At 40.7% G+C, this 14,941-nt stretch carries 15 protein-coding genes; 5 read left to right on the forward strand and 10 right to left on the reverse strand.

All coding sequences use genetic code 11. The features are described 5' to 3' along the window. Window position 1 precedes the first annotated feature (1 nt). Entirely contained in the window at window positions 2–709 is a 708-nt protein-coding gene (locus tag FN815_RS06970; RefSeq protein ID WP_185957204.1) for a M48 family metallopeptidase, read from the forward strand. Between the two features lie 484 nt (window positions 710–1,193). On the opposite strand, the gene FN815_RS06980 is transcribed toward FN815_RS06970, so the two are convergent. The 4 genes from FN815_RS06980 to FN815_RS06995 all read right to left on the reverse strand — a co-directional run bounded on the left by FN815_RS06980 (window position 1,194) and on the right by FN815_RS06995 (window position 5,961). After that, complete coding sequence (locus FN815_RS06980; RefSeq protein ID WP_142453913.1) at window positions 1,194–3,419, reverse strand: phage/plasmid primase, P4 family; 2,226 nt, start codon at window positions 3,417–3,419, stop codon at window positions 1,194–1,196. An 11-nt stretch (window positions 3,420–3,430) separates the two neighbouring features. Then, complete coding sequence (locus FN815_RS06985; protein WP_142453914.1) at window positions 3,431–3,715, reverse strand: helix-turn-helix domain-containing protein; 285 nt, start codon at window positions 3,713–3,715, stop codon at window positions 3,431–3,433. 75 nt (window positions 3,716–3,790) lie between these two features. After that, window positions 3,791–4,705, reverse strand: coding sequence for a hypothetical protein (locus FN815_RS06990; protein ID WP_142453915.1), 915 nt, complete (start codon window positions 4,703–4,705; stop codon window positions 3,791–3,793). A gap of 23 nt (window positions 4,706–4,728) precedes the next feature. After that, window positions 4,729–5,961 carry a site-specific integrase gene (locus tag FN815_RS06995; RefSeq protein WP_142453916.1) on the reverse strand — a complete coding sequence of 411 codons (1,233 nt, stop codon included), beginning with the start codon at window positions 5,959–5,961 and terminating at the stop codon, window positions 4,729–4,731. A 153-nt stretch (window positions 5,962–6,114) separates the two neighbouring features. Here FN815_RS06995 and FN815_RS07000 point away from each other — a divergent pair, with 153 nt between their 5' ends. The 3 genes from FN815_RS07000 to FN815_RS07010 all read left to right on the forward strand — a co-directional run bounded on the left by FN815_RS07000 (window position 6,115) and on the right by FN815_RS07010 (window position 11,247). Beyond that, window positions 6,115–6,360: a hypothetical protein gene (locus FN815_RS07000; RefSeq protein ID WP_142453917.1), complete on the forward strand. Its 246-nt coding sequence runs from the start codon at window positions 6,115–6,117 to the stop codon at window positions 6,358–6,360. A 115-nt stretch (window positions 6,361–6,475) separates the two neighbouring features. Beyond that, window positions 6,476–9,877 carry an EVE domain-containing protein gene (locus tag FN815_RS07005; protein ID WP_185957205.1) on the forward strand — a complete coding sequence of 1,134 codons (3,402 nt, stop codon included), beginning with the start codon at window positions 6,476–6,478 and terminating at the stop codon, window positions 9,875–9,877. Beyond that, window positions 9,874–11,247: an McrC family protein gene (locus tag FN815_RS07010; RefSeq protein ID WP_142453919.1), complete on the forward strand. Its 1,374-nt coding sequence runs from the start codon at window positions 9,874–9,876 to the stop codon at window positions 11,245–11,247. The genes FN815_RS07005 and FN815_RS07010 overlap by 4 nt, the downstream gene beginning before the upstream one ends. A 12-nt stretch (window positions 11,248–11,259) precedes the next feature. On the opposite strand, the gene FN815_RS19210 is transcribed toward FN815_RS07010, so the two are convergent. Genes FN815_RS19210 through FN815_RS07020 form a run of 3 tightly spaced genes read right to left on the reverse strand, consistent with a single transcriptional unit; the run spans window position 11,260 to window position 12,868 of the window. Further along, a complete protein-coding gene (locus FN815_RS19210) occupies window positions 11,260–11,619 on the reverse strand; it encodes a nucleotidyl transferase AbiEii/AbiGii toxin family protein (RefSeq protein ID WP_221930266.1) in 360 nt (119 codons plus the stop codon). Further along, entirely contained in the window at window positions 11,583–12,056 is a 474-nt protein-coding gene (locus FN815_RS19215; RefSeq protein ID WP_221930267.1) for a nucleotidyl transferase AbiEii/AbiGii toxin family protein, read from the reverse strand. The genes FN815_RS19210 and FN815_RS19215 overlap by 37 nt, the downstream gene beginning before the upstream one ends. Further along, the gene (locus FN815_RS07020; RefSeq protein ID WP_185957206.1) at window positions 12,053–12,868 is read right to left on the reverse strand and encodes a type IV toxin-antitoxin system AbiEi family antitoxin domain-containing protein; all 816 of its coding nucleotides are present in this window, start codon (window positions 12,866–12,868) and stop codon (window positions 12,053–12,055) included. Before FN815_RS07020 ends, FN815_RS19215 begins: the two co-directional genes overlap by 4 nt. Before the next feature lie 303 nt (window positions 12,869–13,171). Here FN815_RS07020 and FN815_RS07025 point away from each other — a divergent pair, with 303 nt between their 5' ends. Beyond that, on the forward strand, window positions 13,172–13,741 hold the full coding sequence (locus FN815_RS07025; RefSeq protein WP_142453921.1) for a sugar O-acetyltransferase: 570 nt from the start codon (window positions 13,172–13,174) through the stop codon (window positions 13,739–13,741). A 22-nt stretch (window positions 13,742–13,763) separates the two neighbouring features. Here FN815_RS07025 and FN815_RS07030 read toward each other — a convergent pair whose 3' ends face one another. Genes FN815_RS07030 through FN815_RS07040 form a run of 3 tightly spaced genes read right to left on the reverse strand, consistent with a single transcriptional unit; the run spans window position 13,764 to window position 14,919 of the window. Next, window positions 13,764–14,288, reverse strand: coding sequence for a pirin family protein (locus FN815_RS07030; protein ID WP_142453922.1), 525 nt, complete (start codon window positions 14,286–14,288; stop codon window positions 13,764–13,766). 15 nt (window positions 14,289–14,303) lie between these two features. Then, the gene (locus FN815_RS19005; protein WP_142453923.1) at window positions 14,304–14,504 is read right to left on the reverse strand and encodes a hypothetical protein; all 201 of its coding nucleotides are present in this window, start codon (window positions 14,502–14,504) and stop codon (window positions 14,304–14,306) included. 10 nt (window positions 14,505–14,514) lie between these two features. After that, window positions 14,515–14,919 carry a DoxX family protein gene (locus tag FN815_RS07040; RefSeq protein WP_142453924.1) on the reverse strand — a complete coding sequence of 135 codons (405 nt, stop codon included), beginning with the start codon at window positions 14,917–14,919 and terminating at the stop codon, window positions 14,515–14,517. Window positions 14,920–14,941 lie beyond the last annotated feature (22 nt).

The raw sequence follows: 14,941 nt of genomic DNA on the forward strand, positions 1-14,941 counted from the left end.
TTTGCAGACGGTTGATTATGGTACCACCACCCTTAAGTTTAATCTGACCTACTCTAACCGAAAAACGTTAGAGATTGCGGTATATCCGGACCAGACTATTTGGGTCACGGCCCCGGAACAGGCTGAAATGGAGAAAATTCATGACAAAGTGCGCAAGCGTGGGCGGTGGATCGTCAAACAATTAAAGTATTTCAACCGATTTGACCCGCTGGGAGATCACGACGAGTATGTGAGTGGAGAGACACATCGCTATTTGGGTAAGCAATACCGGTTAAAAGTCATACAAACAAAGGGAGATCAGCCTGAATCCGTTAAACTAAAAGGCGGATACTTCCAGATTTGGTCTAACAAAAAGGGCGATAAAGACCATGTTAAGCAGCAGTTGGATAGCTGGTACCGGGAGAAAGCAGAGAAAAAGTTTGACGAAAGGCTGGTCGCTTGCCTGGAAACAGTAAAAAAGTATGACATTAAACGCCCCCAACTCCAAGTGTATAACATGGAAAAGCGCTGGGGAAGTTACACCTCCTCCGGCAAGGTGCTTCTCAATCCCGAATTAATCAAACACCCGGTATACTGCATTGATTACGTGATCATACATGAGTTATGTCATACAAAACAGCCTCACCACGACAAGGAATTTTACCGTTTGTTAAACAAAGTGCTCCCTGACTGGCAACGGCGTAAGCATAAGCTGGAGCGGTTTAAATAGCCATGTATGACAAAATAAGGGCAATTTTGTTATACTAAATGGCCTTTTACTGATCCTTTCCTCTGAACTGGTTAACCAATCTATGCATATTGATTTCCTTCTGTTTTAAGTGCAAAAGTGACTCGATTTTAGCCAAACTCAGGCTATGAAGGTCTCTAGTCGTCAACATTTGTTGATTGCTTTTACCTGCTTCGTATGGCATTCGCAGCATCTCACCTTCACTGCATGTAACAACATGACCGGGTAATTGAGCGCAAAGGTCATACAATTTTTGGATGAGCTGAAATTTCTTTAGCCTCCGTTTGTATGACATTCGGCACCTGTCACTACAGTATTTTGCATCACTTCGCTTTGATGCAGTGCTTTGCCCACATGCTAAACATTTAGAGGCTGCATTGTTCATACTTGTTCGGAATAGAAGTGAAATTAAATATCAGTAGAGTAAGTAGAGGGTGTAGGTCCATACTGGCATTTACATTTATTTTTAAGCCTGAACATGCTCTACACCCTCTACATCATCTACGTGATCATGGGCTTTGGGCCGGAAGCCACGCCAGTGAACTCGCCCATTAGAGTGATACTTTACGAAGCCTCTTTCCTCAAGCCTTGGGTTCAGCTTATTGTTTGAAAAGGGTACAAGACCGTTGTCACTACACCACATCTCATAAGTATGGCGGAACTCTTTGTTACTGCAGCTGTGTGTAACCCCTTCCTCGCAAGCTTCCTGCAAAAATGAGGACAGAATATCCATCTCCCCTCGGTATTTTAAGGTCTCTCGCCCCACAGATTCCGGGACCATTAATTTCCTTCCGTTTTCTTTCCACTCTTCAAAGCCTTCAAGCGCCCAGTTAAACACACCGGACAAATCCTTTTTCAGCTTTTCTTTTAATTCGCCATCCCGTTCTTTTTCGGAAAAGGTTCTACCAAACTTTATCAATCGAAGTCGTCTCCAGATCCCATCGTCGGTCCCAGTTATTAGTGGCTTATGGTTGCCAAACAACCAAAGCGTATGGGTTGGGGTAAAGTCGAAAAACTCTTGCCGAAGGAATCGGGCTGATATGGTATCCCCACCGGTGAGGTTTTTAACTTGGGCTTCGTCTAACTTTTTACCCTCTTGCACCTCGGATAGCAGCACAAAACGCTGGCCTTTCAATCGGGCCACATCATTGGGGATACCTGCATACCCATTGCGATCCATGATCATTTCGTTTTCGCCTTTACAAGCATACTCTCCAAGCATCTCCATGATGACTTCTACAAAGGTGGACTTTCCATTTTTCCCCTTTCCAAACAAAAAGAACAAACACTGTTCGGTTGTGAGGCCAGTCATAGAGTACCCGACCGCCTGTTTCAGGAAATTGGCCATCTCTTGGTCGCCATTCATAATTTGTAAGACAAACTCTCTCCATCGCAGCCCATTTGCATTGGAATCAAAGTTAAAGGCTAACTTTTTGGTGATGTAGAGATCGGGATTGTGCGTTAGCTTCCTACCATTTTTAAGGTCATAGGTTAGATTTTCGAGTGTAAGCTTAAGGGGGTATTGGTCTAAATCCTTTCCGCTTACTTTAACTCTCTTGTCTGTCTTTGCGAGGTTAAGAAAAGCATTAAGACTGGTACCCTTAGCTGATTTCTTTGCATGACGTTTCTTTTCTTTGGCAAGGTCTTCATCTTCAATGTCGCAAGCTTCGTCATACAATTCTTCAATCATCTTCTTGGCGTAGCTGGTAACGATCAGCTCTTTGGGATCTCTCTTCCATCGGGTGCCGTCCCAAACCAACCAGCATTCGCTATCGGTGTCAAAGCAGACTACATCTGCATAACGCTCAACAAACTCATTGGCATTGCCAAACTCAGTGTCCCATAGGCCGTATTCTATTTCGTTAGCATTAAGTGATGTCATACTACCTGTTGATGAATTTGGATCACGGCTGGCACTTCCGGCAATCACCTGGACTTCTGAGCTATCTAAAGGTGGGCTACAACGTTTAGCATTGATATCAAGGAGTTCTGATTCAATTTGTATGCGATTAGCTCCCTTTTTCCGGAGAAGAACGCCAAGTTCAAACAGTGTATTATTCCGTTCTCCTTCTGGAATAGGATCAGTGGAACTTAAACTGTGTTTTTTATCCTCTTTCTTTTGCTTAGTGGCAGGTTTGTTTAACGCTTGAATGAGTTTTTCTGGAAAAGCTTTGATCTCATCGAGTCCAATGAGCCAGTCATAAGTTTGTCCCGATTGATGCAAACAGCCAGGAGCGACTATATATCCGCCGTCTGTCTTGATATCCAGTCCATCACCAAGCTTTCCATTACTGTTTTTGATCTTTCCTTGACCGGGATACCGGTAGTAGAAATGATTACCTCCACCTCCTGTAATAATAGTAGTGGTTTGCGTAAAATTACCGAGCCTCTCTTCCAATTCATCGAGCGACTTCTCTCCTCCATGGCGAGGATCTACATCTAAAACGACTAAGTTTGATAGCTCTCCACAAACAATACCAATATTAGCTTCCGGCCAACTCCGCCACCATTCCCTGACTTGATTTGGGTTGTTGGTTGCATTGTTGGGCCAGTCGCTAATTCGAGGGTGTTTACCTTGACTTCCACATGACCTACCACAGGAACACCCGTCGTTTTCCTGGGGAGTGTGAAGCGGAATAATGTGAAATCCTTTATCAACGAGATCTAATGCTGTGTTTAATGTGCTGCTCATTGTTATCCCTCCTACCGGTAAGCTTTTATCATGTTATCACGTAAAAACTTTTCGATACCTTCACGAGGGTAAAGGATGACTCTCCCTTCTCTTGTATAAGGGATTTTACCCTCATCCCGGTAATTCTGAATGGTTCGGCGGGAAACATTCATCATTTCCATTACTTCATCGGTGCTTAGCCAATCCTTTTTAGTATTGGCGTAGGCAGGAAGCTGCTCTTTAACAGCCTCCTTTACCGCCGAAGCAATTTGGTTGAGGGTATTTTCATCCAATTGTATGGTTATAGAACTCTTCATAGTGAACTTGAATTTTATTGTTAGTAATTAAGTGCACTTGAAGGTATTGGGTGAAGGTTAAACGCCCCACTCGGTCTATGAGCTAATGTTCTCGCTGAGCAAGCTTAATTCATTGTAGATTTTGTCGCGATGTCTTCTGGCCCTATCGGCAAGAACTTTAGGTTCATCTGGGAAATCTTCAGGTTTCAATCCTAAGGCATTCAATTCAGATTCAATGATGCTATGTGCTTCTTTATGAGAGTATCTACTTTTCTCTACTAAGGAATTGAAACGAAGCTTAATAGCGGGATCTACTAAATGCCCCATATTAAGAAGGTTACTGAGGTCCTTATCTATTACCCGATCAAGTGAAAATTCAAATCCATCCCAATTTCTGGTCACAAAATCCTCACAACTTGGAAATGACCCTTGTTCAAATAAACAGCGCATAGCACATGACATGCCAAGGTGTTGAGCGAATAGCATACAAAGTTGATCCAAGAGACTTTCAACATTAGACAAGACTTCCGTAATGAAATCATTGTAACTCCCAAAAGGATGGCCAATTTTATCTGCTTTGAACTTCGAAAAGTTCAAACCTTTTTTAGTGCAGTCAATGCCTAAAGCATAAAGGTAGTTTTCCCTGACCTCTTTCCATATCTTTAGAATCCTAAGAAGTTGAACTGCGTTTTTCTCCTCAAGTTCAGCTTCTTTTGTTTCAAATACACCAATTGCATTGTCAAAAATATTTCTGATTTCTTGAAATTTAATGCTACAACGTTCATAAAGAGTGTTCTTGTGTTCTTCGGCAGCTTGGACAATTAACAAGTAGCTATTCCCATGATCACCGCTATTATACCTTTCAATATCTTGTTTGAAATTTAGCCAATTCTTCTCGAATGATTTATAGTATTTGTTGTCATCCGTTGGAGTAAGTGAGAAATAACCGTCTATGGAGTTTTTAATTTCTTGTTCTGTAGGGATGTAATTAACTAGTTCTTTAGGTTTCATGATTTGTATCGTTTTTTTAAGGTTTAGTTAAAAAGTTCTTCTACCGTCTCGTCTAAGTGGTCTTCACCAAGGGATTCGAGGTAATTCATAGTGGTATCTACACTGGAGTGACCCAGCATGTCTTTTATATCCAGCAGTCTTACATTTTTCTTGTTAGCCAGCTGGGCAAAAGAATGGCGGGCAATGTGAGTGGTAATGTTTTCATTGATCTCCGTTAAGCTCCTTATGTCTTTGAGGTACTTGTTGACCAAGGCTGTCTTCGAGGAGATCTGTTTGGATAAAAAGTTCTTATCACTGTAATCCTTACGATTGTCTAAAAGTGGGAATACAAAGTGATTGGGCTTTGGCTTTCCTTGGCCTCGGTAGTGGTTAAGAATCTGAAGGGCTTGGTCTGTGAGCTTCAGGTAAATTCGCTTTCCGGTTTTTCTCATATCATAATCGAGATACCCATCTCTTACCGAGCTCCATGTCAGTGTAACCGCATCTCCGAAACGCATTCCCCGACAGTAGTAGGCAAATAGAAAAATATTCTTGGAGTCGAAAATTCGAGTCCCCGGCTTTAGCTCAAGATTTTCAATAGCTCTAATCTCATTCTGAGTAAGTTTCGATTTTGTGACCGGTTCAGAAGGGATTTTATAAATTCGGAAAGGGTACATATCGGCAGCTATCTTGCCCTCATTGATGGCAACATTGAATACCCTTTTGATCTTCTTCATATTGTTACCTACGGTATTTATTGCATTCCCGTATTCCGAAATCAGGTACGTTTCAAAACGACGAAGGAACTGTACATCAATGTCATCAAAGTAGATTCTCTTTTTCGGCCAGAAGTCCCTGAGTTTATTTAGCACGGTTCCATAGTTCTTGTACCTCTGTAGTGACCCTTGCTGTTTGAACCCGGTTCTTAACTCTTCGGCAAAGCTTAGAAATTCAACTCGCCCTGTTTTCTTAATCCCATCTAAAGATCCTGTCTCAAGAACCTTCTGCATTAAGTCTATATCAGCTGCCGGTTTGAATTGCTTTAGCTCCAGAATTAATGTGTCGCAGTCCAGTTTCTTAACTCGCAGGTAGCGATTGATCTTGTCGTGGCGAGGGTGTGACTTTCGCACGACCTGTTTTTCTTGGTTCCAATGCTCTTTCTCTATGTCGATATCCAATCGTACATATCGAGATTCCCTTTCATGGGTGAGACGGAGATATAGTGGGTTACCATTCTTGTTCTTGCGAGACTTTAAATAGTATGAAAGTGTGGTCATATCAGTACGTCTAATTATCGATGTTGTTATGCAGTAAAGCTTACTGTATATTTACAAAGAAGCAAGAGGTTTCTCTAAAAAATCTCTGAAAATAGATTTTCGCCCTTTAAGGAAGCCTAAAGGCATTAATTCAAACGAAAAACCAAGATTGGAATGGAACTATATAAAAGACTTGAACTGCCAGATCCCAAATTTAAGCGTCACGATTACATCACCGACCACAAAGGACAATCCTTTGAAATACGATTTTTCGAATGGGATTTTGAAAGAGAGGAATACTACTATTTTCCAATGCCGGACACTTTTGCAGGGAAGATTTATGAAGGGGATGCTAAGTTAACTGATCCTCCTAAGGATACCAGTATGGTTGTGTATGAGTTGTTGTTTGGAGAGAAATAGAGATGCATTTATATCAGCATATACAACAGAATTTAAAAGACTCCTATTGCCATAGTTTTTTAATAAATTGTTTATTCCTTATGATTTAGTAAGAATGAAGCAAATACTGATAAGAATGAATGATGAAGATCAAAAATTTACGTGGGTACAAACACATAAAGAACTGGTTGAGTATCTTAAGGATAAAGAGGATGACCAAGAGGTTTTAATAAAATTACTTAGTGATGCAGGTATTACTGGCTTGCATGATGAGGAGATAAAGGGGACCCGAAAAGATTTAGAAGAAATAGATCCGTTTACCTTTTTCTGCTTTATAAATAAATATCCCAGAAGGAGAATCAAGATACTCCAGAATATTGCTGATCAATTAGACATCACTATCCCAGAAGATGACTTAGGTGTACCCTCAGCACAGGGCCAAAAAGTAATGATGTTTCCATTCAGTTATGATCGTAAGGATAACGAGATTTCAGCATTGTGGAGGTTTTTCTTTGATGCATTACTTGATAGCATAGATGATTTCCAATTCAGTGAAATTCTTAATCAGTATGGCGTTGGACCAGTTAAAATAACTGAGGCACTATTTTACATTGATCCGGAAAACTATTTTCCAATTAATGGCCCGACCAAACCTTACCTAAGAAGTGTTTTGGAAATAGAGCCAACCTTTGAAAGCTACACGGAATATCAAGCCATATTAGAAGAAGTACGCCAAAAAACAGAAACTCCTTTTTACGAGCTCTCCCACATTGCTTGGGAATGGAATAATAGATACAAAGCAATGATAGAAAAATGGGAAAACTTACAACAAGATTACAAAGTGCATCGGAAAGAAAACGGTTTGGTTGATGAAATTTATAAATGGGAAGCCGTTCAGCATTTTCAGGATACTTTTGATCTTGAAGCTGATGATTTTGCTGCGAACCTTAAAGATGCCATTTCAAAATCTTACAACCTCGTTTATCAAAACTCAAAAGGTTTTATAATCAAGGCCGCTACCTACTTTCCGGAAGAGGTACGGAAGATGTTCCGCCTCCTTTATAATGAAGAAGAATCTCTGGAGCAACGGCTCTTGGATTTTGAGGGGCAGGCAGAGGAATTAGTCCCAAAAGTATCTGAAGCTCACGGTAAAGAACTGAATCATCAGCAGGATGAGCGGACCCTCTCCTTTTATCTGACGATGCGATTCCCGGAACAATATCCCATATATAAAGACGACGTCTACCAATATTTGCTGTCAGAAGTAGCCAACCAGGAAAGTAAAAGTGCTGGAGAGAAATATCTTCATTACCTGGAACTGGCTGGGGAGTTAGTTCCCACTATTGAAGAAGATCAAGAGCTTGTAAAAACAGTTCGGAATCAGCTCAGCGAGGACTGCTATACCGGCGAACAAAAGTGGCTGATCTTTCAGGATATTCTTTGGGTGAATATGCGGGGAAACACAGAGTCAAATTATTGGCTGTTTCAGGGTAATCCTTCCGTATTTGATATTGAACAATCATTAAAGGATGGAGCCTTAAGTAGTTGGAGGGTAAATGCGCATAAAGATAAAATTAGGCCGGGCGATAAAGTGATCTTGTGGGTATCCGGTAATAAGCGTGGATGTTACGCTTTGGGTGAAGTAGAATCTGAGGTCCAAGAAAATACAGCCAAAGAAGATGAGCTCCCCTACTATAAGGAACATGATAAAGAAAACGGCTTTGATCAGGTTGAGTTAAAAATTACCCATAACCTTGCAAATAATCCCATTACCTACGATCAGATCAAGAATGTTCCGGAGTTGGCAGATCTAAAAATTGGAAATCAGGGAACTAACTTTTCGGCAACAAAAGAAGAGTATGATGCTTTGTTAGCTACAGCCAAGGTAAAGCTCAATACAAAAAGATATTGGTTGTACTCACCGGGCCCCAATGCAAATAAGTGGGAGGAATTTCACTCTGATGGAGTTATGCGATTAGGTTGGGAGGATTTGGGAGACCTTGCTCAATATGATTCAAAAGATGAGATAGTAAAAGCACTTCAAGATTTATTTGATACAGATAGCTCTAAGAAGAATGATGCTACTGCCAATTGGGAGTTTCTTCATGAAATAAAAATTGGAGATGCTGTTATAGCTAAGAAAGGACGAAGCGAATATATCGGATATGGGATAGTGGAATCCGAATATTTCTATGAAGAGTCTCGCGATAATTTTAAATCAACACGAAAGGTTAACTGGTTTAAAAAGGGATCTTGGGAAGAGCCAAAAGGAGATAATGTTGTAAAGACTTTAACTGATATCACTCCTTATCCTGATTATGTAGCTCGCATCAAAAAAATTATGGGAATAGAGGAAAGTAAAATGCTTAAAAAAGAAATAAACTACCCACTCAACACCATTTTCTATGGCCCTCCGGGAACTGGTAAAACATATAATACCATTAAGCGGGCTGCTGAAATTGTGGAAGACCGAAGGATCGAAAATTATGTGGAAGCAAAAGAGATATTTAATGACCAGCTGGGAGAGACCATCGAATTCATCACCTTCCATCAAAACTATAGCTACGAAGATTTTATTCAGGGATTGAGACCTGATATTGAAAACAGTCAGCAGCTTACCTTTGAACGTACTGACGGTATTTTTAAGAAATTGGCTGATAATGCTTTAAAAAACTGGAAAGCGTCCAGATCTCCTCAAACAAAAAAGCAATCATTTGAACGCGTTTTCAATGAATATATCCAGCCTCTTGTGGAAGGAGAAGTGGAAGAGCTTGAAGTACAGATGAAGCGAGTATCCTATTACATTACAGCGGTAACGGATAAATCGATAGAATTTAGAAAGTCCAATGGTGCAACTTCTCACACATTGAGTATTAATACATTGCGGAAAATGTATGAGGCTGAGTCAGTATTAGAGATACAGGGTCTTTCATCTTACTACTCACCATTATTGGAGGAACTCCTGGACATTGGGAAGTCTCCCGGTGAGACGGAGCAAGTGGATCTTAAAAACTATGTGATCATTATTGATGAAATTAACAGGGCAAATATCTCAAGAGTTTTTGGTGAGCTAATTACACTTATAGAACCTGATAAGCGCCTTGGCCGAGAATTACATATTCCAGCTAAACTACCATCCGGCGAATCATTTTCTGTACCAGAAAACCTTTATATCATTGGTACGATGAACACGGCTGATAAGTCTATTGCACTGTTAGATATTGCACTACGACGCCGGTTTGATTTTGAGGCGATGTATCCAGAGTATATCATCGAAGATCAGCAGATCTACGATGTCGATGTTTTGAAAATGATCAATGAGCGCATCATAAAACTAAAGGGGCACGATTTTCAGATTGGTCACAGCTATTTTATGGATGAGGAGCTCAGCCTAAAGAAACGAATGAACCGGAAAGTAATCCCTTTACTACTGGAATATTTTATGAACGATGAGAAGGAGGTTAAAGATATCCTGAGTCATGCTGGACTTGAAGTAGAGGATAATAGCTGGCCGCTTCGAATTACAGGCAAGAAATGATCAACCTATTCGAATATCAAAATAAGGCGGACCTGACCGATGGAATGGAGGGTCTGGAAGAGTTTCTGGATGGGATCTGGAATCAAAGGGAGAAGAGCGGCTACTACTATGGTAATGAAGAGGAAGAAGATGAGAAAATTGAAGCCCAGCGTTTCCTTCAGTTTCTTCATCGTACTGATGAGATTAAGTCGAATAAGTATGTGGGTGTAATTCACTTTCAAGGGCAGAAGATCAATCTACTACCTAAGATTTTCTTTGATGATAATCGTGAAGTCAGCAAACACGATATCAATGCCATCCAGCAGCATATTCTATGGTGGCTTAGCTACTGCCGCAAGATCAAATTCCCAAGCTATCAAACATCATTAGGGGCCGAGAAAAGTGACTTTTTTGAAGTACTCATCTACCTGTTTGCTAAGTATACTCGGGAGCTGCTTGGGCATTCTATTTATCAACAGTATCAAGAAGTCCGGCGTGAAGTACAGTTTGTCCGTGGTCGGCTGGACATAGAACGTTACATTAATCAGAACCTATCAAAGGGACGCTGGCATAAGGTGAACTGCATTTACGATCCGTTTGTGCTGGATAACCGGTTCAATCAGATTATAAAGTATGTGACTAACTTATTGTTTCATCAAACACAAAACGATGAATCTAAAAAGTACTTGCGCGAGATTCTATTCACCCTTGATGATGTTTCGGATATCCCCGCCTCAGCAGAAGAGTGTAAATCAATACAGTTCAACCCTGCCTTTGCTGAGTTTGAAACCGTGCGTGACTACTGCCAGCTTTTCCTGGATCATGCGGTATCCTTTGACTATAAGAATGACTTAAAGCTCTTCGCTTTCCTGCTCCCAATGGAGTACCTGTTTGAGGATTTCATTTACGGGTTTATCGAGAAAGAAGTGGATGGCATTAAAGCCATAGCACAGTCTTCATCTACCCATTTGGACCACGATAAAACATTTGCTTTGAAGCCGGATTTAATTCTGAAAACAAAGGAAAAGCAGATTATCGCAGATACTAAATACAAAATGGTCTACAATGATCAGGATGATCCAAAGAAAGGAATATCTCAATCTGACTTGTATCAGGTATTAGCGTATGCAGTTAGATTTAAGATCGACGAGATAGCCCTACTGTATCCCGATCAACTATCCAATTACCATGAAGAAGTAACAGGGTTTATTATTCGCGATGAATTTGCCGACCAAGTAGATGTGAACATCAAAGCTTATCAGTTGCCTATTATAAACAGAGCAATGTTTGAAGGGCAGTGGAAAAGAGGTAAAAAATTGGATGAAATATTTGCAGATGCGGCAGAAAAGCTTCGTAGAAGGGTTGACTATCTATTCACCTCATCTATTTAGAGTAATATTGTTTTATAACTTCTGAATTAAATTTGAACTAATATTTTCAAATGCTTTATCCTGCTCATACTCAACTTCAGGTCTAAGCAAAGCCATAATATCCCCTGTAAACTCCTCGTCTTTCATTTTCTCTTCCAAATTCATTTCAAACTCCCGTGCTGAGGGAGCTTTATTCTCTTCCTTATTCATATATGCATGAAAACACTCAATGATTTTGTCGACGTCCAGATCAAGATTCTCTATGGCATAATGTAAGTCAAATAAATCACGTCCTTTTTTACGCTGATATAATGCCCTGAGTTTTGTACCTATAAGCTCTTCCGGCTGGTAAGTCGTTACTTCTGCACTCCCTTGATACCAAGGATTATCCACTGAAACGTTTCTTTCTGTAACCCCAACACATTGAAGTGTTCCCGTGTATTGATTTCAATTTTTACCCGCATGCTTGGCGGAGGACTTACCTCAGTCTCAAACTGATAGTAAACTGTGCAATTATGCTCATTCAGTTTTACTTGCCGGTCATCTTTCCCACCCAAGAATATTAATTGATCCCGAATAGCTTCAAGCATGGGTTTGGCAGGACCAGAATGTAGCTGTACCAAATCGATATCTTCAGAATACCTTGCCTGTGGATTCAAGAATAATTTATGGAGAGCTGTCCCGCCTCGGAATGCAAGGTTTTCCTTTAAATAGTCATTGGAAAATATCTCTACAACGGCTCTGGAAATAACCAAATCCTGTTCAATCTGTGAAGATTCAGTCCAAGGGGCTACGGATCGCCATGCATCTATATACGCTTTAGGGATCATAGTTCGTCAATCTCTACATTCGTGTTTGGTATTATTTTCCAACGGTTTGGTGTTTTTTGGTTTTCACTGTCTGTTTTGGGATTTAGCTGAGCTGGGTAGTATTTCCGGTTGTCTAATACACTATGTATGGCATCAGCCAGTGTGGTTTCCTGAAGAACCTCATCAAACAAATAACCCAAGCGTTGAAGGGTTGTGGTTTGAGGGAAATCCTCTGCGGCTTTTGCCAGTGGGTCTGGTTTCAGCTCAAAGACTAATTCAGCCAGAACCGTGGTAGCCCGGTTTATGCCCCCAATACGGTCTGAGTAAAAGATTAAATCAAGAGCCGTTAATGCTGGACTCGAAATATTTATGTACCCTGCATCTGTTTTCTGCTGAGTTACAAAATCAGCATTCCAACCTTTTTTCAAGCAAAAGACAATAGATTGTGGCCTGTTTTTGATCGGTCTTAAATAAGGAGGCTCAGAGACCACGAATTGTGTTTGCGGCTGTTGATGCGCAGCTCCATGATACATAGCTGCGGTTAGCAGGCCTACATAATAATCCCGTTCCAGAAATTTCATCAGATCATCAATGAAATAGCCTAATGGAAGAGTTTGGAGGGATGCGTATTCCGGAGGGATGATTAGGTAGAAATTCTGCCTAAGTCTTGATATTCGTTCTTTATCGGTTAAACGTTGAATAACTTTTTGATAGGCTTCATCAGATAAGTTGAACTCTGCAATGATTTCATCCCCGGTAAACGTATATCGCCCTCTGCTTCGGAGTTGGTCTAAGTAGCGGCTAAGGTATTCGTATGTGTTCCCGTTGTTCATTTTAGTTTTCAACTGCATTACTGGACGGAATTCATCCAGTTATGCAGCTAAGAACTAAAAAAGGTTGGTTAAATACAACCATCTTCTATTTGAGTCCGGATATTTTACATACATGGAGTTTCCATTTGATATCTGATTTCGAATCTCAGTGGCCAGTTCCAACACATCACTTCCCTCACCTTGTCTCATTACTTTAGTTAAAGCATTTTCACCAACATTTTGCTGAAGGTTTACAATATATCTCAATTCTTGATTGCAGTTTTAAGACTATCTTTCACCGGTTTCAAAAAAATAATTTGCGATATGACCGAAAAAGAAAAAATGCTTGTGGGTAGGTTATACGATCCGTCTGACAGTCAATTGGTAAGGATGAGACTTCATGCTCGTCGTATGACAAGTCAGTTTAATCAGGTACCTGCAAATGACAAAAGCATGAGAGGTCAAATTTTGAAGTCTTTATTTAAAGTTACCGGGGAAAAGATTTACATAGAGTCTAATTTCAGGTGTGATTATGGAGTGCATATTACAGTTGGCGAGAATTTTTATGCCAATTTTGATTGTGTGATCCTCGATGCTGCTGAAGTGACAATAGGCAATAATTGCTTAATAGGTCCTCAGGTTGGAATCTACACTTCGACCCATCCCCTAAATCCCAAAGAAAGAAGCAGTGGACTAGAATTAGCAAGGCCCGTAACCATCGGAAATAACTGTTGGATAGGAGGGCATGCAATCTTAAATCCTGGAGTGACCCTGGGTCACAATGTAGTTGTAGCTTCAGGTGCTGTTGTTACAAAAAATTTCGGGGATAATGTAGTGATCGCAGGTAATCCTGCCCGGGTTATCAAAGAGATTGCTCCCAATGCTGATTACTGATTTATCTTGCCTAATTCGCAAATTACTTAGCGAATAACCCGTTACGGCTGAAGGGTGCATTTTCATCCAAAACAAAGAAGACCAAATCAGCATCATCATGGCTTTTTATGTTAATCAGCTGATCTTTGATGACAATGGAGTCGCCTTTTTCAACAATCACACCTGAATTTCCGATGCTACCGCTTCCATGAAATACATACAACAGACCGGTTTTACCATTCAGTTCCGGTGTTACAAGATTAAGGCCTTTCTCAAGTAATGCATCATAAAACAAAACCTCACTTCTGAAAATCATAGGTGCTTGTGAGCGTTCATGTCCCGCTAAAAGGCGCCAGGTATTAAGGCTGGAGGTTTCTTTCGGTTCCAGAAACTGAATACTGGGTTTGAGGCCGTCGGCTTTGGGCCGAATGAATATCTGGAGCATTTCTACGGTATCCTCATCCTCAGGAACACCTTCTTCATGATAGATCCCACTTCCTGCGTTCATTAGCATAAAGTGCTTGCTATGAATTCCGAGATCGTTTCCGTCGCTGTCTTTATGATGCATGGTTCCTCTTCTTAGTTAAGAGAGGATCTCTTCATTTTGATGCATGTGCATTGGGACTAAAGCTCCGCCCTCTAGGGTAGCATGTTCCAGCCGCCCGATCTGTGCAAGTCCGTGATCATTCAACTCTTTGAATGGTTTGCCAAGCGGCAGGAACCTCGATGTAAAAGGTCCCCACCTGACGACTCGTCTCTTATTTGCTTTGGTAATGTGTATCATGATAAAGTTCTCAAGAAGCTGTTTGAACTATATTTTTTACTACCTCAGGTTGTAGGTCATCATTCAGCTTATGAAATGTATAATAGGACAATCCAAGAATAGCCAACATGACAAGCGGAGTGATGACAGCTGAAGCAGGGTCACTTTGTGCAGCATGCGCAATACTCCCTGAGATCATGTTGATGGAAAATCCGGCATAAACCCATTCTTTAAGGCGACCGTAAAAAGGAGTTAGTAACATCAGAACACCAAGGTATTTAGCGATACCCAATTCCACACGGAAATAATCCGGGAATCCTAAGTGCTGAAACGTTTGAGCCATCTCAGGACTAGTGAAATACATGGTTGCACTGAATAACATCATTGCGCTAAATAGAAGGGTAGAAATCCAGTAGGTAATTTTTAGTTTTTTCATAATAATAGTAGAAAGTGTTGTC

Origin of the sequence: Gracilimonas mengyeensis (assembly GCF_900182705.1) — a bacterium.
GTDB classification, from domain to species: domain Bacteria; phylum Bacteroidota; class Rhodothermia; order Balneolales; family Balneolaceae; genus Gracilimonas; species Gracilimonas mengyeensis.

What these genes read in the sequence shown, in the direction of transcription:
- FN815_RS07025 (WP_142453921.1), top strand. Translation starts at nt 13,172, where the DNA reads ATGACCGAAAAAGAAAAAATGCTTGTGGGTAGGTTATACGATCCGTCT.
- FN815_RS07040 (WP_142453924.1), bottom strand. Translation starts at nt 14,919, where the DNA reads ATGAAAAAACTAAAAATTACCTACTGGATTTCTACCCTTCTATTTAGC.
- FN815_RS19215 (WP_221930267.1), bottom strand. Translation starts at nt 12,056, where the DNA reads ATGATCCCTAAAGCGTATATAGATGCATGGCGATCCGTAGCCCCTTGG.
- FN815_RS19005 (WP_142453923.1), bottom strand. Translation starts at nt 14,504, where the DNA reads ATGATACACATTACCAAAGCAAATAAGAGACGAGTCGTCAGGTGGGGA.
- FN815_RS07020 (WP_185957206.1), bottom strand. Translation starts at nt 12,868, where the DNA reads ATGAACAACGGGAACACATACGAATACCTTAGCCGCTACTTAGACCAA.
- FN815_RS06995 (WP_142453916.1), bottom strand. Translation starts at nt 5,961, where the DNA reads ATGACCACACTTTCATACTATTTAAAGTCTCGCAAGAACAAGAATGGT.
- FN815_RS07005 (WP_185957205.1), top strand. Translation starts at nt 6,476, where the DNA reads ATGAATGATGAAGATCAAAAATTTACGTGGGTACAAACACATAAAGAA.
- FN815_RS06985 (WP_142453914.1), bottom strand. Translation starts at nt 3,715, where the DNA reads ATGAAGAGTTCTATAACCATACAATTGGATGAAAATACCCTCAACCAA.
- FN815_RS06980 (WP_142453913.1), bottom strand. Translation starts at nt 3,419, where the DNA reads ATGAGCAGCACATTAAACACAGCATTAGATCTCGTTGATAAAGGATTT.
- FN815_RS07030 (WP_142453922.1), bottom strand. Translation starts at nt 14,288, where the DNA reads ATGCATCATAAAGACAGCGACGGAAACGATCTCGGAATTCATAGCAAG.
- FN815_RS07010 (WP_142453919.1), top strand. Translation starts at nt 9,874, where the DNA reads ATGATCAACCTATTCGAATATCAAAATAAGGCGGACCTGACCGATGGA.
- FN815_RS06990 (WP_142453915.1), bottom strand. Translation starts at nt 4,705, where the DNA reads ATGAAACCTAAAGAACTAGTTAATTACATCCCTACAGAACAAGAAATT.
- FN815_RS07000 (WP_142453917.1), top strand. Translation starts at nt 6,115, where the DNA reads ATGGAACTATATAAAAGACTTGAACTGCCAGATCCCAAATTTAAGCGT.